This window comes from Sorangium sp. So ce726, from assembly GCF_051521405.1.
In the GTDB taxonomy this organism is placed as follows: Bacteria; Myxococcota_A; Polyangia; order Polyangiales; family Polyangiaceae; genus Sorangium.
This window is the reverse complement of sequence record NZ_CP150349.1, coordinates 12,214,808-12,236,907: the sequence shown is the minus strand read 5'-3', so window position 1 is coordinate 12,236,907 and position 22,100 is coordinate 12,214,808. Positions and strand designations below refer to the sequence as shown.

21 protein-coding genes are annotated in these 22,100 nt (G+C 68.7%); 6 read left to right on the top strand and 15 right to left on the bottom strand.

Translation table 11 applies throughout. The annotated features are described in order from the left end of the window. The first annotated feature begins 301 nt into the window (after positions 1-301). Positions 302-670: a hypothetical protein gene (locus WME79_RS45685; protein WP_437528474.1), complete on the top strand. Its 369-nt coding sequence runs from the start codon at positions 302-304 to the stop codon at positions 668-670. A gap of 43 nt (positions 671-713) precedes the next feature. Here the strand turns inward: WME79_RS45685 and WME79_RS45680 are convergent, their stop codons facing one another. Continuing rightward, complete coding sequence (locus WME79_RS45680; protein ID WP_437528473.1) at positions 714-3,185, bottom strand: pectate lyase family protein; 2,472 nt, start codon at positions 3,183-3,185, stop codon at positions 714-716. Positions 3,186-3,547: 362 nt separating this feature from the next. Beyond that, positions 3,548-4,810: a pectate lyase family protein gene (locus WME79_RS45675; RefSeq protein WP_437528472.1), complete on the bottom strand. Its 1,263-nt coding sequence runs from the start codon at positions 4,808-4,810 to the stop codon at positions 3,548-3,550. A 67-nt stretch (positions 4,811-4,877) separates the two neighbouring features. On the opposite strand from WME79_RS45675, the gene WME79_RS45670 reads away from it, so the two are divergent. Further along, positions 4,878-5,126, top strand: a complete 249-nt coding sequence (locus WME79_RS45670) for a hypothetical protein (protein WP_437528471.1) — start codon at positions 4,878-4,880, stop codon at positions 5,124-5,126. Here WME79_RS45670 and WME79_RS45665 read toward each other — a convergent pair. The 6 genes from WME79_RS45665 to WME79_RS45640 all read right to left on the bottom strand — a co-directional run bounded on the left by WME79_RS45665 (position 5,079) and on the right by WME79_RS45640 (position 11,196). Further along, positions 5,079-6,248, bottom strand: coding sequence for a protein-glutamine glutaminase family protein (locus WME79_RS45665; protein ID WP_437528470.1), 1,170 nt, complete (start codon positions 6,246-6,248; stop codon positions 5,079-5,081). The genes WME79_RS45670 and WME79_RS45665 overlap by 48 nt on opposite strands. Before the next feature lie 372 nt (positions 6,249-6,620). Continuing rightward, positions 6,621-7,784: a trans-sulfuration enzyme family protein gene (locus WME79_RS45660; protein WP_437528469.1), complete on the bottom strand. Its 1,164-nt coding sequence runs from the start codon at positions 7,782-7,784 to the stop codon at positions 6,621-6,623. A gap of 368 nt (positions 7,785-8,152) precedes the next feature. After that, positions 8,153-8,638, bottom strand: coding sequence for an SLATT domain-containing protein (locus WME79_RS45655; protein ID WP_437528468.1), 486 nt, complete (start codon positions 8,636-8,638; stop codon positions 8,153-8,155). Positions 8,639-8,701: 63 nt separating this feature from the next. Next, positions 8,702-9,220 (bottom strand): hypothetical protein, encoded by a 519-nt coding sequence (locus tag WME79_RS45650; RefSeq protein WP_437528467.1) that lies wholly within the window; start codon positions 9,218-9,220, stop codon positions 8,702-8,704. An 11-nt stretch (positions 9,221-9,231) separates the two neighbouring features. Further along, positions 9,232-9,768, bottom strand: coding sequence for a hypothetical protein (locus WME79_RS45645; protein ID WP_437528466.1), 537 nt, complete (start codon positions 9,766-9,768; stop codon positions 9,232-9,234). 126 nt (positions 9,769-9,894) lie between these two features. Then, positions 9,895-11,196, bottom strand: coding sequence for an outer membrane protein assembly factor BamB family protein (locus WME79_RS45640; protein ID WP_437528465.1), 1,302 nt, complete (start codon positions 11,194-11,196; stop codon positions 9,895-9,897). 82 nt (positions 11,197-11,278) lie between these two features. On the opposite strand from WME79_RS45640, the gene WME79_RS45635 reads away from it, so the two are divergent. Next, positions 11,279-12,397, top strand: coding sequence for a hypothetical protein (locus tag WME79_RS45635; RefSeq protein WP_437528464.1), 1,119 nt, complete (start codon positions 11,279-11,281; stop codon positions 12,395-12,397). Between the two features lie 63 nt (positions 12,398-12,460). On the opposite strand, the gene WME79_RS45630 is transcribed toward WME79_RS45635, so the two are convergent. From WME79_RS45630 to WME79_RS45615, 4 genes are all read right to left on the bottom strand, one after another. Next, on the bottom strand, positions 12,461-13,213 hold the full coding sequence (locus WME79_RS45630; protein WP_437528463.1) for an SDR family oxidoreductase: 753 nt from the start codon (positions 13,211-13,213) through the stop codon (positions 12,461-12,463). Between the two features lie 105 nt (positions 13,214-13,318). Beyond that, positions 13,319-13,903 carry a TetR/AcrR family transcriptional regulator gene (locus WME79_RS45625; RefSeq protein WP_437528462.1) on the bottom strand — a complete coding sequence of 195 codons (585 nt, stop codon included), beginning with the start codon at positions 13,901-13,903 and terminating at the stop codon, positions 13,319-13,321. An 87-nt stretch (positions 13,904-13,990) separates the two neighbouring features. Further along, positions 13,991-14,872, bottom strand: a complete 882-nt coding sequence (sigJ, locus tag WME79_RS45620; protein WP_437528461.1) for an RNA polymerase sigma factor SigJ — start codon at positions 14,870-14,872, stop codon at positions 13,991-13,993. A 5-nt stretch (positions 14,873-14,877) separates the two neighbouring features. Further along, a complete protein-coding gene (locus tag WME79_RS45615) occupies positions 14,878-15,900 on the bottom strand; it encodes an NAD(P)H-dependent oxidoreductase (protein WP_437528460.1) in 1,023 nt (340 codons plus the stop codon). Positions 15,901-16,992: 1,092 nt separating this feature from the next. Between WME79_RS45615 and WME79_RS45610 the strand changes: the two genes are divergently transcribed. After that, entirely contained in the window at positions 16,993-17,829 is an 837-nt protein-coding gene (locus tag WME79_RS45610) for a PAS domain S-box protein (RefSeq protein ID WP_437528459.1), read from the top strand. Positions 17,830-17,970: 141 nt separating this feature from the next. On the opposite strand, the gene WME79_RS45605 is transcribed toward WME79_RS45610, so the two are convergent. From WME79_RS45605 to WME79_RS45595, 3 genes are all read right to left on the bottom strand, one after another. After that, the gene (locus tag WME79_RS45605; protein ID WP_437528458.1) at positions 17,971-18,402 is read right to left on the bottom strand and encodes an OsmC family protein; all 432 of its coding nucleotides are present in this window, start codon (positions 18,400-18,402) and stop codon (positions 17,971-17,973) included. A gap of 237 nt (positions 18,403-18,639) precedes the next feature. Beyond that, positions 18,640-19,206, bottom strand: coding sequence for a YaeQ family protein (locus tag WME79_RS45600; protein ID WP_437528457.1), 567 nt, complete (start codon positions 19,204-19,206; stop codon positions 18,640-18,642). Positions 19,207-19,217: 11 nt separating this feature from the next. After that, positions 19,218-19,571, bottom strand: coding sequence for a DUF3817 domain-containing protein (locus tag WME79_RS45595; RefSeq protein ID WP_437528456.1), 354 nt, complete (start codon positions 19,569-19,571; stop codon positions 19,218-19,220). A gap of 295 nt (positions 19,572-19,866) precedes the next feature. Here WME79_RS45595 and WME79_RS45590 point away from each other — a divergent pair, with 295 nt between their 5' ends. Both WME79_RS45590 and WME79_RS45585 read left to right on the top strand, forming a co-directional pair. Further along, entirely contained in the window at positions 19,867-20,574 is a 708-nt protein-coding gene (locus WME79_RS45590) for a FadR/GntR family transcriptional regulator (RefSeq protein ID WP_437528455.1), read from the top strand. Further along, positions 20,571-21,980: an FAD-binding oxidoreductase gene (locus WME79_RS45585; protein ID WP_437528454.1), complete on the top strand. Its 1,410-nt coding sequence runs from the start codon at positions 20,571-20,573 to the stop codon at positions 21,978-21,980. Before WME79_RS45590 ends, WME79_RS45585 begins: the two co-directional genes overlap by 4 nt. The last annotated feature ends 120 nt before the right edge of the window (positions 21,981-22,100 follow it).

The following is a 22,100-nucleotide window of genomic DNA, read 5'->3' as shown; positions in this document are numbered from 1 at the left end:
CTCCGCCTGAGTCTTCGATCAAGCCGCCACCGAAGTCAAAAGCGCCCCGTAGTTTCCCGCCGACGATCACGTCATCGAGCCGCCCCCCGATCGCTTGCCCCAACGAAGGCTTGTTCTGCTCGTCGCGGGAAGCCACGGTGTTGGTCGAGCCTCCACGAGACATCCAATCCGCCAGCTCGGCGCCGATCAGAGGTCGCGCCGAGGCGCAGCATCGCAGCACCTTGCGCCTTGGCCTCGCGCACCCATCTGGCCATCGGCGATCGCGCCTCTGGCGCAAGGATGCATGCTACGATCGCCCTCGATGAGCGCCTCCAGTTCGTTCACGGCCCTCGATTGGATCGCCGTCGTCGTCGTTGGCCTGCTGTCGCTCGCGCTGCTCGCGTTCCCGTTCACGATCGCGCCGTCGTTCGCCGGGATGTTCGCCGAGTTCGGCAGCGCGCTCCCCGCGATGACGCGCGTGGCGCTGAGCCCGTGGGCCTCTCCGGCGTCGGGTCTTGTCGTGGCCTCGCTCGCCGTGGTCGCGCTGTCACTCCCTGCTGCCAGCACGCTCGCTCTCCGCCGCGCCATGGTGGTGCTCGCGTTTTTCCTTGGGGTGATCGCGCTCGCCGCGGCGATGTACGCGATGTACGCGCCGATCTTCGAGCTCGCCGGGAATATCAAGCCAGAATAGGCTCGCGGGTCGCGCCGGTGCTCGGTCCTCGCGAGCGCTGACGTCAGTCGCACGCCCCGTCGGCGAAGACGAGCACATCGCGCGCCATCCTGGAGCCGTCCTTGTCGGTGACCTCGACAGAGAACTTCGCGTGCCCGCAGTCATCCGGCGTGAACGTCGCGGTCTTCCCCGAGATCGTCACGGCTCCGTTCTCCGCGCTGGGCGACGTGTAGGTCGGGCCGTTCGTGAAGCCGGCGAAGAGCTTGCCGAGATCGACCGATACACGCTGTCCCGGAGCCGTCAGGAAATGAGGCGAGCCCATGAACGCGAGGTACTCCTCGAGCTCGGTGTGGCCATCTCCCTCGAGATCCGTGTTGGCATCCGTGAAGTCGCCGCTCGGTGAGCTGGGGTCCAGCCCCTCGGAGGCCTCCCACCAGTCGGGGAGCCCGTCGCCGTCGCTGTCCCAGTCCGCCTCACGCTGGGCGTTCGGATAGGATTCGAGGCCGCCGACGTCGCCCTCACGGTCCGGGAGCCCCGCATAACCCGTCTTGCTCCCCTTGTAGGTCGTCGTCCCGTTCAGTGTCTCCTTCACGATGCGCGTGTCATGGTCGTCGAACACCGGCAGGTTCGCGCCGACGTCCGAGAGCACGCTCTTGAAGGCGTCCTTCGCCGAGTGGATGGTGGCGTACGACGGGAAGAGCGGGCCGTCCGTCGGGAAAACAGTCCAGGTCGGCTCGGGGTTGCCGTTGCTCAGCGTGTAGCGGCGCCCGCACGTGTTGTTCGTTCCATCGCAGCGGAACGAGCCGTTCGCGTTCTGGAGGATGTTGCCCGCGTAGTACGCTTGAAGCGTCCCGATGCCGTAGTTCTCGAGGTCCATCGAGAACGTGAAGTCGATCGTGGTGGACGGCCCCTTCTTGTAATAGTTGTTCACGAAGTTCGCCTTGTGAACCTGACCGTCGTTCGCCCGTCCGCGAAAGTTATAAACGACGTTGTTGAAGAGATCGAGGCGGCTAGCGAACACGTTGGCGCCATCGATCGCGCTTCCCATGCTGAAATTCCGACCTGCAGTGTGCGCGAGCAGGTTGTGGTGGAACGAGCCGACGTTCCCGCTGATCGTCCCCGCGTAGCCGTGCTGCGTCCCCGACGGGTAATTCTGGTGATCGGCGTCGTTGAGCGCTTCGGAGATCATGGTGCGCTGGAGCGTGATGTTCTTGGCGTTTCTGCTGCTGAACGCTTCGTCGATCGACCAGCTCACGGAGTTGTGGTCGAAGATGCAGTGGTCGCTGCCCTGCAGGCCGATGCCGTCGTAGGTGACGCCGTACCCGACGCGCACGCGGATGAAGCGCATGATGCCGTCGCTGACTCCGCTGAAGCCAAAGGGCGCCGAGCGAATGACGATGCCTTTGCCGGGGGCCGTCTCGCCTGCGATGGTGACGTACCTGGACGCGAGGGTGAGGCGCCCCTTGAGCTTGATGACACCGCCCACATCGAAGACGATGGTTCGAGGCCCGACGTCCTTCTCGACCGCCTCGCGAAGGCTTCCCGGACCCGAGTCGTTCAGGTTCGTGACGTGCACGACGGCTCCGCCTCGACCGCCGATGGCGAAGCGCCCGTAGCCCTCCGCGCCCGGGAACGCGAGGTGGCGAGGCCTGAAATACCAGACGTTTCCACGCGTCACGCCCCCTCGGGCGTCGACCTCGTCGACGCGCCAGTAGGTGCGATCGATGCTGCTCAGGTCGTTCACGTCGAAGGTGGTGCCGCTCTGGTTGCCCTGGAACTCAGGCGAATCGTGCGTCGCGGTCTGAACGGCGTTCGGATCGGCGCCGACGTACACGTCGTGCGACACGGCCTGCTTCGAGGCTTTCCAGGTGAGCTCGAGGCTGCCCGAGTCGGCGTCGGCGTGCTCGTCGCCGTCGAACGGCGTGGGGCTCGTGGCCTGTTCGGCCATGTTGGGGGTGTCGAGCTCGAACCCGTTGATCACGAGGCTCGCGGTCGAGCTGTACAGGATGACGACGTCCTTGCCGGCCTGCACGGTGAACGTCACGTAAGAGCTCGCAGCGGCGGCGGTCGAGAGGGCACCGGTGCTTTGCTGTAGATTGGACAGCTTCGTGGTTCCGTCGACCTGCACGCTGACCTTGCCGGCGGTCGCGCTGCTGCCGAGCACGTTGTGCCAGGCGAGGAGGCTGTGCTGGCCCGCAGAGAGGCCCTTGATGGTCAGCTTGATCTGGGAGCCGGAGTTGCCGTCGGTGACCGTGATCCCGTCACCCACGAGGCGCGCGTAGTTGGGCGCCTGCACAGCAACCTTGGTCCAGGTCGAGCTCAGCTCGGTGCCGTTCGAGCCCGCCTTCGCGAAGGTGAACGTGACGCCGTCGATCGTCTTCGAGGCGGACGCGCCGGAGGTGATCGGCCACGCGACGTATCCGGGCTCGCTCACTTCGTTCGTCGAACGTCCGGAAATGTCGAGATCCACCTTCAGCGCGGGACCCGCGAGCCCCGGCGCCGGGATGAGCTCGAGCGGCGTCGCTACCGTCGCCACGCGCGGCCCACGCGGCGCCCCGCCGCCGGTTCCGCTGCCGCCCATCCCCGTGCCGGCGCCGCTGCCACCGGTTCCGGCGCCGTTGCCGCCAGTAGCAGCGCCGTTGCCGCCAGTAGCAGCGCCGTTGCCGCCAGTACCGGCGCCGCTCGTGGCTGCAAGGCCACCGGTCCCCGGAGTGTCTCCCTGATCGAGGTTACTCGAGTCCGACGCTCCGTCGGAGCACGCCCAGAGGAAGGCTGCTCCGAGGAGCGACCAGCGGGTGATAGAAGCGCGAGACCCTGGTAAGAAAGTTTGCCGCAACGACATGCGACCAGGTTGCAGAACCTTCCTCGGACCCTTCAGCTTTTTGCGCTTTTTGCCGCTCAGAGCTTTCCCACTCCAGCCGACGCGGGCACCACCGTCTTCACGTCGTTCGTGTCGCTCGTCAACACAGAGGAGTACGAGTAAGGGATGTCCGCCGTGCAATTGGCGGGATAGGCGCGCGACGTGCGGTTCACTTCGACGTTCGAGATGCGCTCCGCCTTACCAGGTGAATCGGACGGCGTGTAGATCGAGTAGTGGAGGGCTTCGTAGTAGTTCCGCTCGACACGAACGCACGTGTTGGCGCGGATCTCCGTCGCGTCCTTCGCGCCGACGATGTAGTTGTTGAAGAAGTGCCCCACGGCCCCGCGGTACATCGGAACGCGGAGCAACACGTTCTTGTAGTGGTTGTGGTGCATCGTCACCTTGCGATCGTCGTGGAGATCGTCGTCCGCGGCGCCGACCAGGCCGCCCTTGTGGTGATCGTGCAGGTACGTCCACGAGATAGTGATGAAGCCCGTCTGACCCTTGATGTCGATCAGGCCGTCGTACTTGTCCTTGTTGGTCTGAACGCTCGGGTCCTCGGAGTACACCTCGCAGTGGTCGATCCAGATGTTCTTGCTGGTCCCCGAGATCGAGATGACGTCGCCCCCGTTCACGTTCGCGGGCGTGCTCGTCCCCACCAGGGTCGCGCGCAGGTTCTGCAGGATGACGTTGTTCTGGCTCGAGACGTCGATGCCCACGCCGTCGAGGAAGGCATCCTTGCCGATGCCGACGATCGACTTGTTCGACTTGACGCGGATCTGACCGCCGCCCGATCCGTTCGTGATGTGGCCCTGGACGAGGATGACGTAGGGTTGGCTGGCCTCCGCGTAGCTCTTCAGCTCGGCGTAGCTGTCGACCGTGACCGTCTCGCCGGCCTGGCCGCCGGTGGTTCCGCCGTTCAGCGTGGCGAAGCCGATCGGCTCCCCCACGACACCGCCGACGCTGCCCGGAGAGCCACCCGTGCCGGAGCCGCCGGTCGCTCCACCGCTGCCGGTCGCTCCGCCGCTGCCGTCAGCACCACCGGTCGCTTCGCCGCCGCCGCTCGACGTGCTGCCCGTGGAGGGCTCGCCACCGCTGGCCGTTCCCCCGGTCGAATCACCGCCGCTCCCAGCGCCTCCGGCGGCGGAGCCGCCCGTCGTGGCGCTCCCCGAGCTGCTCGCGCCGCTGGAGCTGGTCGCACCGCCAGCCCACTCACCGCCCGTCGCGGCGCTGCCGCCTGAGCCCACGTCGTGGCTGCCGTCCCCGCCCTCGCCGCCGGAACAAGCGACCAGAATGCCCAAACCGAGGAAAATCGTGGTCGTTCGAGAGATCCGAGGTGCGCAGCGAGCAAGGCGGGAAGGAGGGGTCATGGACTTTCGGTTGCCCGAGCGCCTGGAAACCCGTCATCAAAATTCATCCCGTCAGCGATCGGTTCTTCTGCATCGCACTGACGCCCTCGCCGCCGCGCTGCCCCGCGGCGCGGACGACCCTTCCGAGGACGCCCGGCAGGCGTGCATCGACGCGCTCGCCGGGCTCTATCCGCTGGACGAGGACGCCTGGCCGTCCGAGTCACTGAATGCGAAGGACCATCGCCTGACTCGCGAGCTCCCCGTTTGACACCGTCACCTGATAGTCGCCGGGCGGATACTCCTGGTTGATCAGGATCCTGCGGATGTTGCAGGCGTCGATGGGCGCGAGCTCGTCGATGCCGTTTCCGGTGATGCGCACGGTGGTCCAGCCTTCGACGAAGTTGTCCCCGATGATGTAGATGGGATACCAGACGGGGCTGTCGAACTGGTCCGACGCAAAGCGCCGGATGGTCGGTGGAAGGTCCGGATCGGGCGTGGGCTCCGGTTCGGCGCAGGTGTCCCACAGCGGACACTCGCCGAGGACCCGGTATGGATCGCGCCCGAGGATCTCCTGAACTCGCCATTCGGTCAGGAGCCGCGTGTACATCCTGCCATCGCGGTTCAGGTCGGGCGGCGGCGGCTCCACGGGCACAGCGTCGAAGCACCCCTCCCCCAGGGCGCGGTCGCGGCACAACGCGACGTCGATGTCGTCGGCGACGCTGAACCGAGAGAGCCACTCCGCGATCGGGAGGGGCCGCGACGGATCGATGGCGACGTCCAGGATCATGAGCTGCCCACCGACCCGGACCACGGGCGCGACGTGGCCGGACCACGTCACGCTTCCGGACGGCTCATTGGCTGTCTGGAAGACCAGCCGCTTGCGCGGCTTTGCCCTGACTCTCGCAAAGTAGGGCGTCGGATAGTCCCATTGGTGGAAGAAGTAGACCGCTGCCTCGGCCCGCTCCTCGCAGCCGTTGTCGGCCGCGAGCCAGGGAATCCGCCGCAGAAATTCGGGTTGCTCCGGCACGGTGAGCAGCCGGCTGTCGCGGATCGCGGCGAACCCGGAGCTCAGCTGCGCCTCGGTCCACGTGGGAACGCAATCGGCTGCCAGGCTCCCGGGCGGGCCCTTGAGCTCATCGAACGAGCGCGGACCGTCGGGCAGCTGGCAGGTCCCGCTCGCGCTGCCTCCGGGGGATTCTTCGTCACCCGGCGAGCCCGCGCCGGACGGCGGGGAGTCGACGGCGTCCTCTAGCAGCGATCCCGTCTCGGAGTGCTCGATGTCAGGAGCCGGATCGGAATAAGCGCCCTCTTCGCCTCCACAGGCCGAGGCGGCCAGGGCCGCGCCCGCGACACACAACACTCTTGCAAGAGTAAAATAGGACTGTCGCATGAATCTGATCTCCCTGCGTAAGATATGAAGCGCCCCGAGAGGAGCCGTCACGCTTGGAGCATGTCGGGGATCGGGGTGCGGCACACCATAGCACCGCTCGCGGTCACCGCACGGCGCACATCGGCGATTTTCGAGGCTCGGCCGAGCCTATGGCTCTCGGGCGTGCGTCGCACCTGGCGACTCCTCGCATAGAAGAATGTTCTGTCAACCCAGGGCAGGTCTCGCAGTTGGGGCTTGGTGTCTCCGAAACGTTTGCGCTTCCTTCTCCTGCACTCGGAGCGCGAGCACCGCAGTTTGTCGACGTTGGGGGAAAGTCGCGGTGAGCTCACCAGTGCACTCTACCGCTCGCGCGTTCGGCGCGCGAGCGCGCGCTCAGACGTGTGACAGCGCCTGCAGCAGGTCTTCGCGCAGGTCCGCTGCGTCTTCGCAGCCGACCGAGAGCCGCACCATGGCGGCGCCGCTCCGCTTCGCGTCGCCTCCGGCGAGCGCGGGCGTGAGCACCGCCGGATACTGCACGAGGCTTTCCATCCCGCCCAGGCTGGTCGCCATCGAGAACAGCTGCACGTTGCGTGTGAAGGTGCGGGCCGCAGCTTCGCCGCCGCGCAGCTCGACGCTGAGCATGCCGCCGAAGCCCCGCATCTGGCGCGCCGCGAGCGCGTGATCCTCGTGCGATTGAAGGCCGGGGTAATTGACGCGCGCGACGGCGGGGTGTTCGGCGAGCAGCTGCGCCACCGCGAGGCCGTTATCGTTGTGGCGCGCGACGCGCAGCGCCAGTGTGCGCAGACCGCGCGTCACCAGCCAGGCGTCGAACGGGTTGAGGACGGGCCCCATCACCCGCAGATGCGTCCAGGCGCGGTCGATGCCCTCCTCGTCCCCAGCAAGCACGCCCGCGATCACGTCCGAGTGGCCCGCGAGGTACTTCGTGGCGCTGTGGAAGACGGAGTGCGCCCCGAGCTCGAGCGGGCGTGTGTTGAGCGGCGTCGCGAACGTGCTGTCGACCGCGAGGCGCGCGCCGCTGGCGCGCGCGATCTCGGCGACGGCGGCGATGTCCACGAGCTCCAGCGTGGGGTTGGCGGGAGTCTCGATCACCACCACCTTCGTCTTGTCGGTGATCGCCTCGCGATAGTCGTCCGTTCGGTTCGAGGGCACGCGCGTGCAGGTGACGCCCAGCCGCGGCAAGAGGGCCGTCAGCTGGTTCGCGGTTTCCCCGTACAGCGTGCGCGCGGCGACGACGTGGTCCCCGGCGGACACGAACGGCAGCACGCTGAGCAGCGCCGCGGCTGCGCCCGATCCGACCGCGAGCGCGCGCGGCGCGCCCTCGAGCCCCGCGACGATCGCTTCCATCTGCTTCTGATTCGGGTGGCCCCAGCGTGCGTAAAACTCCGTGGGCTGCACCTGATCCAGCATCGACCCGCCGAAGGTCTCGTCCTCCCAGCGGTACGTCGACGACTGATAGATGGGCGGTGACACCGCGCGCGTCGGGTTCTCGGCGCGATCGCCGTGGATGACCAGCGTTGACGGACCTCGTTGTTTCACTTCTCGCTCGTCCTGTCTCGAGCGCGGCATGCGCCGCGGTGGTGAGCGATCGCTAGCACGCCGCGCTCTCTCGGCAAACGCCGCACGGCAGCGCGAGCGAATTGCCCCGCGATCGGGGCACGAGCACGTCGTTCGGCCCAACGTCGACCTCCGCGCCTCCCCGGCCCTCGTCCCGCGCCTCCGCCGTGTCGTGCTGCGCCTTCGTCACGCAAGGCATGGTGCAGCCGGAGCGAGAGGCACCGCAATAGACAGGGCGCGCGGAGGAGATACAGCGCAGGAGCTCCTCGGCGCAGGCCAGCGCTGGCCCGGCTCGGCTCGAAGCTGGAGCTCGTCGGGCTCGAAGAGGTGGCGCAACCACAACGATCTATCTACGCATTGCCATCCTCTGCGTCCGGAGCTCTTCGAAGCTTCGACTCCGTGAGCGCGCCGATGTTCTCCGGGCTTGGCACCAAGGGGACCCATTGTTCATGTGAAAACATCACGATCTCAGCGACCCGCTTGGCGAGCAGGCGATCGCGGTCGGCCGCTCTTTCGAAGCCTGCGAACCCGAACGAATGTGCCGCCTGGAGATCTTCGATACGCCGCTGACACGTGCGGTACAGCGCCCAAAGCTGCTGAGGTTTTCTCAGCTGGAGCCATGTCGTCATTCCTGCTGCCAGCAGCGAGAGCAGCGACGGCGTCAGCTTGCTCAGCCAGAATCCCTCGCCGAGCATGACAAAGATCGGCGCCACCAACGTACATGCAACAACGGCGGTGAAGCAGATCAACGCCTCGGCCTTGTTATGATCCGCCTTTCTTTCGAAGTGTAGGCGCCATTTCCCTGCATAGCGTACCGCGTCAGTCTCGTCCGACATGGTGATTCGAATTTGTTGCTGTCTATTAGGTAGCCGGACCGTCGTTCCTGGATCGGCTCGTCGTCAGCTCGGCGCTCCGACGCGAAACGAGAGCCACCCGGTGCCCGGATCGACGCCGAGCACGTCGAGGCGGGCGCGCAGTCGCCAGTCGTGCTTCGCGTACTTACCCTGGTAACTCGGTTGAACGCCGAGCGGCAGCCGGAATGTGCCCTTGAACTTGCGCTCCTCCCCGGGCGTCAAGATCATCCCTGGGGCCACGGTGACCTTCGCTTCGAACGTCGTCTCCCCATGTCGAGCCACCTCCGAGGTCGCTTGAGCTCGCGGCTGGGACCGGGACTTCGCCGCGGCGTCTGCGAGCACGTTGACCCAGCTCGCGTTTCGCGGCAGCTCGATCTCCTCGACCGATTTGACCTCGAGCAGCACCGCACGCACGTCGAGCGCCGCAAGGCCGTTCTTGAGGGTGATGTGGACCGAGATAGTTTGACCGGGGACGACGAACTGCGGATCCATCTCCAACGAGACGTTCGCTGCCGAGCCGGTCACCCGATCCACCGTCGTTCGCACAGAGTCCCAGAAGCCCATGTCCACCTCGTTCAGCCAAGTTTACACCGCGGCGTGACCGGTGAAAAGACTGCGCTCGCGCACGCCGCGCGGCGGCGCCTCGGTGCCCGCCTGCAGCTGCGCTCGTCACGCCTGGCGACCACGGCGTGTGTTCGCCCGACGCCCTGGCATTCAGCGTCGCTCTGGTCGTTGGATCGTGGCCTCTCCGACCACATCTCACCGATCGAGTTGCAGTCGCCGCCGGTGATCCAGACAATCGCCGGGTGCTTCGCGCCATCGTGCGGGTCCGGTGTGACATACGCAGCAAGTTCTCCGACCGGCGACTTGTAGTGAATCAGCTTGAAGACCCCAGGCGGTGGTGCGGGGACGGGCGGTTCCAGATCACCCGTCTGGGTGATCCGGGTCGCGAACCCTCGGCGCGCGTTTACAAGGGTGGGCGCAGCGATCACCCCGACAGCGCGCCCCGACGCCACCTGCGTCGCGCCCGACTCCGATTGCGTCGCCCCCGACTTGCAGCTGCACAGCGCGCAGAAGATCATGAGGCTCGTGAAATAGTTCCTGGTTGTCATCGAGATCCTTTTTTCACGTGCTCCGGACCCAGCAGGTCACCGGGGTAGACTGCGGGGCCCACTGCCTCAGGCGCTCCTTCGACGTGGTGCGCTCGGACCGAGAGCGTGCGATGACAGCGCTTGGCTTCATTCACCTGCTCTTGAACGCCTCGCGCCGGCCATCGCGGCCTCCACAGGCCTCGCGCCGGCCGCCGCAGCCTCCACCGGCCTCGCGCCGAGCGACGCGGCGGTAAACCCGTCGGCCTGCACCACACACGCCTGGATCGGCCGGCCGAGCGACGCGCGCCCCGCCACGGCCCCGCTCTGCGCATCGAGGAACGTGATCCCGCCGCGCGCGTCGCACAGCGCGAAGCCGCCCGCGTAGGCGGCGCCGCCGAGGAAGTCGGCCTCGCCGGCGTGCGCCCAGGCGAGCGCGCCGGAGCGCGCGTCGAGGCCGACCGCGGCCCGGTAGTACGTCGCCACGTAGCGCTCCGCCTCGATGCCCGGCGGGCCGGCCGGCCGGGGGCGGGCGTAGAGCCGCGCCCTGTCCTCGGCCGAGGCGGTCGGCCCGAGCACCTCGGTCCCGGCGGTCATCCAGACCGGCGCCCCGGGCAGCTCGCGCGCCGGCAGCCGCGCGGTCGACGCGCGCCCGGCCGCGCCGAGCCCGATCGAGGCGTCGAACCGCGTCGCCGCCTCGCCGCCGAAGAAGACCGCCCCGCCGAGCAGGAAGGCGCGGCTCACCTCGGTGCGGAGCAGCGCCCGCGCCACCTCGCCGCCGGTCTGCAGGTCGAACACGGTGACGTAGCGCCCCTGCCAGGGCAGGAACGCGTAGCGCCCCACGACCGCGGGCACGCCGATGGCGGCGGAGTCCTCGATCTGGCGCAGCACGAGCCCCTCCCGGCTCACCGCGAGCACGACGCTCCTGGTGCCGGTGGTCGACACCAGGGACACCACCGTGGTCTCTCCGTCGTCGCCCGCGCCGCGGAGCCTGCCGCCGGCGCGCCGCTTCCAGAGCAGCTCCCCGGTGCGCGCGTCGAGGGCGAACAGCTCGCCCCGGCCGAGCCCGACGACGACGCTCCCCGCGACGGCCGGTCGCGCGTCGAGCCGGTGCACGAAGGTCCACGCCGGGCCGCCGTCGAGCGGAACCCCGACGAGCTGGCGCGCCCGCGCGCCCGCGACGACGCCGACCGCCACGTCGGCGCCGAGGGGGATGCGCCTGCCCGCGAACCGCTTCTGGAAGGCCGCGATGTCCGCGCCGCCGTCGTCCTTCCAGCGCGGGTCGAAGGCCTCGCCCTGGGTCTGGCCGCCGCCACAGCCGACGGACAGGGCCGCGAGGGCAGCGCACAGGACGAGCAGCGCGCGGGCGCGAGCGGCGGCGCCAAGCGAACGCGGGGTTCGTCCGCGGGCCGTGGCCGGAACAGCCCTGTTCGAATCAATGATTTCGGGCACTTGCGTCCACGTTCCGGCGCTCCCCCGCATGCGATGTGTCCCTGCGCCGGTCGTAGCGTGGTTTCGGCTCGCCGAGCAAGCGATGGGCCTCCTGCACACGGGTCTCGGCACGGTGCTCGTCGACGACGATGTCGCGGCGCCGCTGCGAATCCTCGGTGATTCGCTGGAGGTCCAGGGCAACGAGAGCTTGCCCAGCTGCAAAGTCAAAGCGTTCGTGGAGCGCCTCGCCTGGCCGCCCTACAACGTATTCCAGGAGAACAACGGCGCCGGCACCTGCTCGCCCAGCGTCCGGACGCGCCAGCTCACCCGTGATAGCCATGCCGGCGTGACCATCCGTTCCGCCGAGCGCTTCTCCGTCCGGGGCTGCGAGGGGCACGCGCCCTTCCCTCTTGGAGCGTGGGTGTTTCCTGCTGAGCTCGCGGTCGTCCAGGAGCTCCACGCCGTGCTGCAGGCGACATTTCGTGAGTGGCGCGTGGTCACGCCGGCCGAGATCGAAGGCCAGGTACCCCGCGCGTTCGCCTTCGACGGCCTGCTCGGGTTCCTCGCGCGGCGGCCGGCGTTCGACCGCGCGCTCGCCGGCATGCGCTCCCCCATCGAGGCGTCACGGATTGCGACGCTCGCAGCCGTCCTCCGGCTCTCGCGCGACGAGGTGACGGCGGCGCTGTGCGCCCGCGCGACAGGCGCCGGCCTCGTCGAGGGGTCGACCGTCGTTTACAACTCGCTCTCGCGCGCAGCGCAGCGCGTGGAGGGGCTGCAGGAGCTCGCCGCCTCCGACGCCATCATCGATTTCGAGCTCGCGCTGGCGCGCCTCGTCGCGCAGCCCTCGTGGACGCCACAGATCGACTGGAGCGAGCTCGTGCCCGACGCGGTCGAGGCGGCCTCCTGCGTGGATCCTGCGTCCGGGGCCGCCGAGGTCGACGTCGACATCGCGCGCCTGGTGCTGCTCGCGGCCCAGTGCTGCGTCGGCCCGACAGCCCATGCGCTGAGCGACGACCTCGACGGGCTCGAGTGGATGTCGCTCGCCACGTTCGACGGCGATGCACCGGCCCCGGAGCCCGCGCCGGGCTCGATCCTGGTGCGACCCTCGGTGGTCGCCGAGCAGGTCGAGCGCCTCGCGTTCGCCGCTGTCCCTGCGGCGCTGCGGGCGATCACTCCCGGGGGCGCCCTGCTCGCCGTCACGCTGGTGGAGGACGAGGCGTAGCGTCCGGGGCCGGGGCAGCTCAGCGGATGAGGGTAAACTCCCGGCGATGGCAGCGTTGGCAGCTCACGCCAAGAAAGCGCCGTCGATCGTCAGGCTCACGCCGTTGATGTAGGTCGACTCGGGCCGGGCCAGGTAAGTCACGAACCGCGCGATCTCGTCGGGGTCGGCGATGCGCTTCTCGGGGCTCATGTTGCGCACCCAGTCGACGTGCGGGCCGTCGGCCGGCATCATGTCGGTCGTCGTCGGGCCAGGTTGGATGTTGATGACCGAGATGCCGCGCGGGGCGAAATCCAGCGCCAACCCGCGCACCAGCCGCGCGACCGCAGCCTTCGTCATCCCGTACACGGTCAAGCCGGGGAGCATCGCGCGCTCGGCCGTGTTGCTGCCGATGACGAAGATCTTCCCCCCGCGCGAGAGGTGATTTGCTGCGGCCTTGGCGGCGACGAACACGCCGCGCACGTTGACGGCCAGCATCCTGTCGAAATCCTCGAGACGGTATTCGTCCACATTGCCGAAGATCAGGATGCCAGCGTTGTTCACCAGGACGTCGAGCCCGCCGAGCACCCTCGCGCCCTCGGCGATCGCGCCCTCGAGCGCGCTCGCATCGGCGCTGTCGGCCTGAAGGGCGATGGCGCGCCCGCCCTCGGATTCGACGGCCGCGACGAGCTCTCGCGCTCGGTCCGGGCTGCTCACGTAGGTGAAGGCGACCGCCGCGCCTTCACGCGCGAGGCGCTTCACGAGGGCCGCGCCGATGCCCCGCGATCCGCCGATGACCATCGCCTTCTTCCCTGCGAGCGGCCCGATGTTGTTGTTCATGTTGAGCTCCTTTGCTTCGTTGGCTGTTGTGCGTTGGTTAACTTGAACGATCAGTCAAAAATAGCGCGCGGCGAGAGGGTGCGGCCCGGAGCGGCCGCCGCGCGATCAGCGTGGGCGCAGGCTCTGGACCGCGAAGGCCGCGACGTCGCGGAGGGCATCGGTCGATGCGCCAGCCTTGGCCTGCACCTTCATCCCGCTGAGCGTCGTCGCGAGGAAGCGAGCGGCCGCGCGGCTGTCGATCGCGCGGCCGATGTCGCCCTTCGCCTTGCCGTCGTCGATGATGTCCTTCAGCACGGTCTCCAGGAGCGCGGCGCTGGTCGCGGTGAGCGCGCGCACCTCGTCGTCCTCGCGGGCGAGCTCGCAGACGGCGTTCACGCCCATACAGCCGAGGGAGCGCGCCGTGCCGTGCTCCTCGGCGAGGTCGACGAGGACACGCTCGAGCGCCGCGAGCGCGCTCGGTCCGGCCCGGAGCTCCTTGATCACCGAGGCGATCCTGTCGGCGTTGTAGGCGCGGAGCGCCTCGAGGAACAGGCGTCGCTTGTCGCCGAACGTGTCGTAGAGGCTCTGTCGGCCGATCCCCATGGCACGGACGAGATCCTCGGTCGAGGTGCCAGCGAAGCCCTTCTCCCAGAAGACCGGGATGGCGCGCCGGAGCACCTCGTCGCGATCGAACTCCTTGGGACGGGCCACGGAGAGAGCATGAACGTTCTGGACTGTTGAGTCCAGAAAAAAAGAGCAGGGCGCCGGGCCTGCTTTCCCTCGCCGGGCCCGCGCCGCTCAGCCCGCTTCCGCGAGAAAGGCTGCGAGCTTCTCCGGGTTGCGGTGGGCATAGATCCCTCGAATCACGCCCTCGTCGACGCTCACGCTCACGGCGGCGATCAGGCGATCTTCGTCGTGGACCAGGAGCCCAGGGGAACCGTTGAACCACCGCAACACGAAGCGGTAGCGGCCATCGGGATGCGCCGTGGCGCTCCAGACGCGGACGAAGAAGGTGCTCACCGCGTCCGCGCCGCGGAGCACATGGGTCACCGTCTCGGCCTTGCCGCCCCCGTCCGCGTGGAGCTCCACGCCCTCCGCGAGCAGGCCGCGGAGCTCGTCGATCTGGCCAGCGCGGGCGGCATTCAGGAACGCGGTCAGGAGGCGCTGGTGCTCGGTGGACGACGCCGCGAACTTCGGCCGCGCGTCGCGCACCCGCGCGCGGGCACGGGAGGCGAGCTTCCGGCACGCTGCGCTCTCTTTGCCGAGCAGGGTGGAGATCTCGTCGAAGCTGTAGCCGAACACGTCGTGCAGCAGGAACGCGGCGCGCTCGTTCGGCGTCAACCTCTCGAGGGCGTGCATCAACGCCACCGAGACGGTCTCGTCGATCTCCGGCTCCTCGTCAGGGCTCCGCGTATCCTCCATCAACGGCTCCGGCAGCCATGTGCCCACGTACATCTCTCTCCGGGAACGCGCCGATTGCAGCGTGTTCAACGCGATGCGGCTGCACACCGTGACGAGCCACGCGCGCGCGTCGCGGATCTGGTCGATGTCTGTCTGGCTCCACTTCAAGAACGTCTCCTGCACGATGTCGAGAGCGTCGGCGCGCGTGCCGAGCATCCGGTAAGCGAGCCCCTCGAGGAGGGGGCGATGGCTCTCGAAAAGATGCGTTCGGTGATCCATGACGGTTACTCGATGGCGTTGGACATCAGCACGGCGAAGCGCCAGCCCTGCGCCGTCCGCCGGAAAACATGTGTGTACTTCTGCCGTGCGGCGAAGACGCTCGCGGCCCCACCGCGCCGCATGGCCACCTCCTGCCGGCCCACCTCGACGGCCAGGTCGCCGCTCCGCTCGATCCGCTCCGGCGTCTTCCTGAACGACGCAAAGCTCGCGCTCCGGAAGAGCTCCGCTTCGCACGCGAGGAACTGCTCGTGGCCGGAGACGACATCGTGCCCCGGGATCAGGAGCTGAATGTCGCCGGTGCAAAGCGCCGCGTAGGCCTCCGCGTCGCCCCGCTGGATGGCAGCAGCCTGCGCAGCCCGCAGCCCGCCGATCTCCCGGCGATCTTCCTCGGTGAACGGCCCGAGCCACACCGGCTCTCCAGGAGAGGGGAAGAGATGGTCGATCTCGGCCCGCGCGCACGCGATGCGACGCGACCGAGAGGCCTCGTCTCCGCTCATCCCCTCCAGCGAGATCACGTCGACCTTCGTGACGCCGATGAAGGCCAGTATCGCCCGCAGCGTGCGGGTCTGAAGCTCGTCCTCGGCGGCGGGCGAGGCGACGCCGCCGCGCGTCGTCACGACGGACGCCGACTTGCTGGTGAGAAGGCCCACATAGCGCCCTTCTACCTGTGCAAACGTACGGTCACTGCGGATGACGTGATCGAAGTAGGCCTTGAGGGTCGATGGCAGCGTGAGGTTGTACAGCGGGCTGCTGATCAGCAAGTGATCGGCCGAGCTCAGCTCATCGATCAAGGCGTCGGACAGCACGAGGCCCTCGGGCGGCGGCCCCCCGGAAGGCGGCGGGGGCGCGAGAAACGCGGCGATGGTCGCGGCGTCGAGGTGCGGCACCGGATACCGGGCGAGGTCGCGAACGATGACGCGGCCGCCCGGATTCGATTCTGTCCAGCGTATCTGGAAATAGTCCGCCACGCTCCGCGAGATCGACCCTTGCGTACGGGCGCTTGCATCGATTCTGAGCAGTCTCTTCATGTCCTCTCCGGGTGGGGTCCGCTCCCAGGACAAGGCAGCCCCCCGGAATGTGACCGCCGGCGCAGCACGGACGCAGGCGCTCACGCCCGGCACGTCAGGTCCGCCCGCGCCGCCAGGCACCCCTTGCGCCAGCGCAGCGGCGCTGCGTGCCGAGCGCACCGCGATCCCCGCCCACGCTCGGGTTCGCGCCTGGCCGGATGGGCCTGCATCGACGGACCGATTCACCTGCTGAAACCCCATGCCCCTCTCGGCTTGACGCTGGCGGATAAGAAACCGTAGAACCTTCGCCCGTATCAGGCCCCGCGGGGACAGCGCCGGGCGCGCCCTCGTTCGCCCATCCGAACACCAGCTTGCCCCGTCGCACCGCCTTTGGGTCCGTGTTCGTCGAAAGCACGCGCATCTTCCATTCGCATCGCGGGCATCGCAAAGCATCGAACACGAAGGTGCGTTTCATGAGCACGGTCCACTCGACGTAGCGCGACGTTGCGAACAACTCCCCGTCGAACAGCCGCCCCCAGGGCAAGACCGAGATCAGGGTCGGCTCAACTCGCACCGCCGAGGAGTCTTCAGCAAGTACGCTATGCGCCCATCGGGCAGGAGCTCGATTCGATCGAGTGCGAAGGTCGGGCGGGTGCAGTACCACACGCGCCTTTCGCGCCCCCGATCGTCATCCGCGGCGTGCGCTCTGCGCAATGCACGTCGAGCCCGTCGCACGCCGCGGCGAAGCGTCGCTCCCGGCGCTCGAGAGCCGCGTCGGGGTTGTCCTTGTGGCGATGAGCCGACCTTCGCGCCCGCGACGGAGGCCCGGTCACTGGCGCGATGGCGGCCGGACAGCCCGAGCGACAGAGCATCAACCAGCTTGACTCTCAATACGAGGTGACAACGGCATCCATGCGGGGAGGTCGCCGCGCCTTGCCGTATGCAAGCTCACCCATTCCTCAGTGACGTGCCGGCAGGCGACGGATGCGGTGTGCGCGGAGCCCAGCAGGCCTTGTTTGGACCGCGGAAGGTGGCCTATCCTCACGCCGTGAGGATCTCCAAGCGATGACCAGAGCCGAGGTTGACACCGAGGTCGCCGAGCTGCAACGCCGGGTGGCGGAGCTCGAGCACCAGCTCGCGCAAGTCCGGCAGGAGCGGGACGAGTACGAGCAGATCGTGCAGCGCGCGCCAGCGCTCATCTCGCGGCTCACACCCGACGGGCGGGTTGTGTACACGAACACGACCTGCGAGCGGATCATCGGCTACAAGCTCGAAGAGGTCATCGGCCAGGAGCTGCTCCCGATACTCTATCCGGGCGAGCTGATGGAGCCCGTGAAGGAGTACCTGCGCATCGCTGCGGAAGGAGGGGACGTCCAGGATTACGAGCTGGCGCTGCGCACCCGTGACGGCGAGCTGCGGACGCTGACGTGGAACTCCTTCCACCGATTCGGGCCGGACGGCGAGCTGCTCGAGGTCGTATCCCTTGGGGTCGACGTCACGGCCCGCAAGGCGTCCGAGGCCGCGCACCAGCGCCTGCAGGAGCAGATCATCGCCATGCAGGCCGCGGCGCTCGTGGCGCTGTCCACCCCGCTGATCCCGATCAGCAAGGGTGTCGTGGTGATGCCGATCATCGGGTCGATCGACGAGGAGCGTGCGCGCCAGATCATGGAGACCTTGCTGTCGGGCATCTCGCGGTCCCAGGCGAGCACGGCGATCCTCGACATCACCGGCGTAGCGACAGTGGACCAGGGTGTCGCGCATGCGCTACTGCAAGCAGCCCGAGCGGCGCGCATGCTCGGGGCACAGGTCGTCCTCACGGGCATCCGCCCCGACGTGGCGCAGACCCTGGTGAGCCTCGGAACCCACCTGGAGGGCATCGTCACCCGTGGGACCCTGGAAAGCGGCATCGCCTTCGCACTCGCGCGCGAACGGGCCGGCACCAAGGAGTGAGACTCCGCCCGGGGGCTTCCATGCCGGCGTCCGCGCCGGTGTCCTCCACCTATCCCCACGACAAATGACGGCGACCGCCTGGGAGCGGCCTCCGGCCTCGCAAGGCCCGCTCCCTGGCAATCACACCCCCTCACCGACCTCTCACTCGATCAACGTCGCGTCGAGGGTGATCTCGGCCTTGAACAGCTTGGACACCGGACACCCGGCCTTGGCCATGCCGGTGAGCTTCTCGAACGTCGCCTGATCCGCGCCCGGGATCTTGGCCTTCAACGTCAGATGAACGGCGGTGATGGCGAAGCCCCCTTCCACCTGCTCCAGCGTGACCTGCGCCGAGGTGTTCATCTGTTCGGCGGTGAGCTTGGCTTCGCCCAGGATCAGGGACAGAGCCATCGTGAAGCAGCTGGCGTGGGCGGCGCCGATCAGCTCTTCGGGGTTGCTGCCACGCTGCCCTTCGAAGCGGCTGGCGAACCCGTAGGGATAGTCCTTGAGCGCGCCGCTCTCGGTGGAGATGGAGCCCTTGCCATCCTTGATTCCACCTTGCCAGGCCGCCGAACCGTTCCTCTTGATCTTCATCTCTAGCTCTCCTCGGTCGAAGCGCGAGCTTTGCGGTACGCGCGCGGGTGAAACAGCCAGCACCGAGTAGCGCGGCCGGGGCACCTACGCAAGTGACATGGGTGCAGACGCCACGTTGCTACAGCGTTTCGCATGGCTTCATGACCGGCAACGCATGATTCGGGCCGCCGTCTTCGTTTGCTCCTTCGCGTCGTGCGTGATCGCTGGCACCGGCTTCGGCACGATGTCTCGACGCAATCACGACTCTTCGAGCCGCGAGCGGACGACCTCGCCGTCGAGCGTCCTTCCGTCAGCCTCGATATAGAGGTGATCGCCCACGATCGTGACCGCCCATTGACGCCGCAAACCCGTGTTCTCTGCGAGCGCGGCGACGAGGCGGTGGTCGACGGTAGAGAGCGAGATCGCGCCGGTGACCTTGCTCGCGCGCGAGGCGGCCTCGCGCGCGCCAGACACGAGCTCGTCGCGCCGGCGTGCGTCCGAAAAGAGCGCGTGAACGGCCACGCCCGCGTTGTGCTGCACGATCCTCTTGAGCTTCTCGAACGGCGCCGCGCCGCACTCGATCCAGGTGAGGACGCGGCCCGCAGGATCGCGCGTCCAGAGGTCTGCCCCCTCCGCGTCGGCGAGCCCTGGGCCGAAGGCGAGGCCCTCTTCGTGAAAGAGGCAATACGCGAGCACCCGCAGCATGACGTGCTCGGCGCTCTCCGAGGGGTGGCGGGCGACGATCACCCGCTCGCTCGCCTCGCGGCCGCGATCGACGTGCGAGAGGTCGATGCGGAAGTCCATTCGCGTCGAGGGGAGTGCCATGGATGCTCCCGTTAGCCTCGATGCGCCGCGCCGCTGTCGCCGGACGCGGCCTCGGGCAACCCCGCGGCCTCTTCTTGTTGCTCTCGCCGCAGACGGGCGTCGAGCACGAACGGGCCAAAGGGAATCAGCGACGCGACGAGCGCACGGAGCCCCTGCCCGATTGACCAGCGCCCGGCGGCGATCGCCTCGATCACGCCGAACACGTACAGCACGAACAAGATGCCGTGCACCATACCGACGACGCGGACGGCTGCCGGAAAGTCTGCGAAGTACTTGAGCGGCATCGCGACTCCGAGGAGGAGGAGAAACGACGCTCCCTCGCCCAGGGCGACGAGACGGAACCTTCCAACCGCTGTGTTCAACATCGATGATCTCCGGAGCGCGCCGCGGTTCGCATCGCGCACAACTCGTGCTCCAGCCGAGTCCCACGCGAGCGTGGGACGCTGGCTTCTACCTGATTCATTTCCGCGGATAGGAAACCGTAGCACTTTCGCCCGCGTGAATCCCCGGGGACGGCGCCTGGCGAGCCGTTTTTGGCCCCTCAGACCCCGCTTGCCCCGTCGCAGGGCTGGGGCGGCGTGCTCCGGGGGCGCCCCCGCGCACGGTTGACAGGAGCGAGCTCGACGGTAGAATTGGTCAGACCAACAGACAGTAGGACCAATGGCCAACCCTGTCCGATTCCAGGCCGTACCCAGGTCGGCGATCTACGAGCGTGTCGCGGACCAGATCCGCGAGGCGATCCTCGATCGCTCGCTGTCGTCGGGCGAGCGCCTGCCGCCGGAGCGCGAGCTGGCGCAGCAGTTCGGGGTCAGCCGGGCGACGATCCGCGAGGCGCTCCGCCACCTCCAGGCGCAGGGGCTGCTCGCGCCGCGCGGCCGGACCTCGCCGATGCAGGCCGCGAGCCCCGACGCGGCGGTGAGCCGCTTCTCCGAGGCGCTGACCCACGTGGTGCAGCTGCAGAGCGTGTCGCTGCCGGACCTGATCGAGCTGCGCGTCGCGATCGAGACCGCCGCGATGGTCCGGTCGGCGGCCGCGCCGGTCGCGGCTCACCTCGACGAGGCGCGCGCCGCGCTCGCGGAGATGGAGCGGCCGCAGGTCTCACAGGCCGAGTTCCACCGCGCCGACGTCGCGTTCCACGTGGCGCTGGTGGCGGCGTCGGGCAACCAGGCGCTCGCCCTCGTGATGGTCGCGGTCAAGGACAGCATCGCGCTCCACCTCGACGAGGCGCTGCGGGCGCGGTCGTTCGCGGCGATCCGCCCGCGGGTCATCGAGGAGCACCGGGCGCTCCTGCGCGCGATCGAGCGCGGCAACGCGAAAACGGCCGCGACGCTCCTCAGGGCACATCTCTCGGAGTTCTACGGCACATGAACGCGATGACCGAGCTCGCCGTCGCGCTGGGCGACGGCCTGATCACCGATCGGGACGTGATGGAGGGGTATCGCCATGATCAGGCGATCTGGGCGGCCGGCGGGGGCGGCGGAGACGGCGGCTCCGGCGGGGGTGGCGGCATCGGCGGCTGGCCGCTCGCGGTGGCGCGGCCCTCGTCGACCGCACAGGTGCAGGCGCTAGCGCGATGGGCGACCCGCCACCGCATCGCGCTGGTGCCGCGCGGCGCCGGGACCGGGGTGGCGGGCGGGGCGACCGCCACCGAGGGATGTGTGGTGGTGAGCTTCGAGCGGATGAACCGGATCCTCGCGATCGACGAGGCGGCCATGCTCGCCGTCGTCCAGCCGGGGGTGCTCAACGGCGAGCTCAAGGCCGCCGCGCGCGAGCGGGCGCTCTGGTATCCGCCCGACCCGTCGAGCTACGCCATCTCGACCCTCGGCGGCAATGTGGCCACCAACGCCGGCGGCCTGTGCTGCGTGAAATACGGTGTCACGTCCGACTATGTGCTCGGCCTCGAGGCGGTCCTCGCCGATGGGGAGCTGCTCCGCACCGGCGGCCGCAGCCGCAAGGACGTCGCCGGCTACGATCTGACGCGGCTCCTGGTCGGCTCCGAGGGCACCCTCGCGATGGTCACCGAGATCACGCTGCGCCTGCGGCGGCTGCCCCCGCCGGCGACCACGCTGGTCGCGACGTTCGGGTCGCTGGAGGCCTCGGGGCGCGCGGTCGCGGCGATCGTGCGGGCGGTCGACGCGTCGATGCTCGAGATCATGGACCGCACGGCCATCCGCGCGGTGGAGCGCTACCGCCCGCTCGACCTCGACACCGAGGCCGCCGCGATGCTGATCGCGCAGAGCGACGCTCCCGGGTCCGCCGAGCTCTCCCTCATGCAGGCGGCCTGCGAGGCCGCCGGCGGGACGGTGGTCGCCACCACCGACGACGAGGGCGAGGGGCAGATGCTGCTCACCGCGCGCCGCCTCGCGCTCACGGCGCTCGAGCAGCTCGGGACGGTGCTCGTCGACGACGTCGCGGTGCCGCTGCCGCTGCTCCCGGAGATGCTCCGGCGCATCGAGGCGGTCGCCGCCGAGGCGCAGACCACCATCGCGACGGTGGCGCACGCGGGCGACGGCAACCTTCACCCCCTCGTGGTCTTCGATCGCCACGACGCCGCGGCCGAGGCGCGCGCGGTCGCGGCCTTCAACGAGGTGATGGCGCAGGCGCTCGATCTGGGCGGCACGATCACCGGCGAGCACGGCGTCGGCACGCTCAAGCGCGGTTTTCTCACCCGGCAGCTCGGCGAGGCGTCGCTGGCGCTGCACCGCCGCATCAAGGCCGCCTTCGATCCGGACGGCATCCTCAACCCCGGGAAGGTGATAGCCCCGCTCGAATGAGCGGAACCTCGCGGCGCTCCCGTCATGGCTCACCGCCATGGTATCTCACAAGCGGGATCTGCGCCCCATCCGCAGCGGGCGCGCCACCGTGCTCGTCCAGGGAGATTGCCCACGCGACGC

What these genes read in the sequence shown, in the direction of transcription:
- WME79_RS45615 (WP_437528460.1), bottom strand. Translation starts at nt 15,900, where the DNA reads ATGAAGAGACTGCTCAGAATCGATGCAAGCGCCCGTACGCAAGGGTCG.
- WME79_RS45595 (WP_437528456.1), bottom strand. Translation starts at nt 19,571, where the DNA reads ATGTTGAACACAGCGGTTGGAAGGTTCCGTCTCGTCGCCCTGGGCGAG.
- WME79_RS45605 (WP_437528458.1), bottom strand. Translation starts at nt 18,402, where the DNA reads ATGAAGATCAAGAGGAACGGTTCGGCGGCCTGGCAAGGTGGAATCAAG.
- WME79_RS45590 (WP_437528455.1), top strand. Translation starts at nt 19,867, where the DNA reads ATGGCCAACCCTGTCCGATTCCAGGCCGTACCCAGGTCGGCGATCTAC.
- WME79_RS45645 (WP_437528466.1), bottom strand. Translation starts at nt 9,768, where the DNA reads ATGACAACCAGGAACTATTTCACGAGCCTCATGATCTTCTGCGCGCTG.
- WME79_RS45665 (WP_437528470.1), bottom strand. Translation starts at nt 6,248, where the DNA reads ATGCGACAGTCCTATTTTACTCTTGCAAGAGTGTTGTGTGTCGCGGGC.
- WME79_RS45600 (WP_437528457.1), bottom strand. Translation starts at nt 19,206, where the DNA reads ATGGCACTCCCCTCGACGCGAATGGACTTCCGCATCGACCTCTCGCAC.
- WME79_RS45630 (WP_437528463.1), bottom strand. Translation starts at nt 13,213, where the DNA reads ATGAACAACAACATCGGGCCGCTCGCAGGGAAGAAGGCGATGGTCATC.
- WME79_RS45655 (WP_437528468.1), bottom strand. Translation starts at nt 8,638, where the DNA reads ATGTCGGACGAGACTGACGCGGTACGCTATGCAGGGAAATGGCGCCTA.
- WME79_RS45635 (WP_437528464.1), top strand. Translation starts at nt 11,279, where the DNA reads ATGGGCCTCCTGCACACGGGTCTCGGCACGGTGCTCGTCGACGACGAT.
- WME79_RS45670 (WP_437528471.1), top strand. Translation starts at nt 4,878, where the DNA reads ATGGACTTTCGGTTGCCCGAGCGCCTGGAAACCCGTCATCAAAATTCA.
- sigJ (WP_437528461.1), bottom strand. Translation starts at nt 14,872, where the DNA reads ATGGATCACCGAACGCATCTTTTCGAGAGCCATCGCCCCCTCCTCGAG.
- WME79_RS45650 (WP_437528467.1), bottom strand. Translation starts at nt 9,220, where the DNA reads ATGGGCTTCTGGGACTCTGTGCGAACGACGGTGGATCGGGTGACCGGC.
- WME79_RS45685 (WP_437528474.1), top strand. Translation starts at nt 302, where the DNA reads ATGAGCGCCTCCAGTTCGTTCACGGCCCTCGATTGGATCGCCGTCGTC.
- WME79_RS45585 (WP_437528454.1), top strand. Translation starts at nt 20,571, where the DNA reads ATGAACGCGATGACCGAGCTCGCCGTCGCGCTGGGCGACGGCCTGATC.